This window comes from Pseudomonas sp. SIMBA_068 (assembly GCF_046534705.1).
GTDB lineage: Bacteria > Pseudomonadota > Gammaproteobacteria > Pseudomonadales > Pseudomonadaceae > Aquipseudomonas > Aquipseudomonas putida.
In genome coordinates, this window is sequence record NZ_JAWRYI010000996.1 from 1 (window position 1) to 255 (window position 255).

Below are 255 nucleotides of genomic sequence, written 5' to 3' on the forward strand. Positions count from 1 at the left end.
GGCGGATGACCGCTTCGTACGTACACTTCTACTTTCCGTCCAACCCCCAAGCCGTTGCCGCGCTGTTTGCGCCCGATGTCGAGGTCGCAACCACACCATGAGTGACAACGCTTTCCCCCAGGCCGATCGCGACGCGGTCTACCGCGTTATCGCCGAACGCCGCGATATGCGTCACTTCAGCGGCGGCACGGTCGCCCCTGAGTTGTTGCACCGCTTGCTCCAGGCCGCGCACCAGGCGCCCAGTGTCGGGCTGAT

General features: G+C 64.7%; 1 protein-coding gene. It reads left to right on the forward strand.

Annotated elements, in window-relative coordinates; genetic code table 11:
* Nucleotides 1-97: 97 nt before the first annotated feature.
* The coding region (locus SB756_RS32415; RefSeq protein WP_410913550.1) for a nitroreductase family protein at nt 98-255 on the forward strand (158 nt) is incomplete at its 3' end.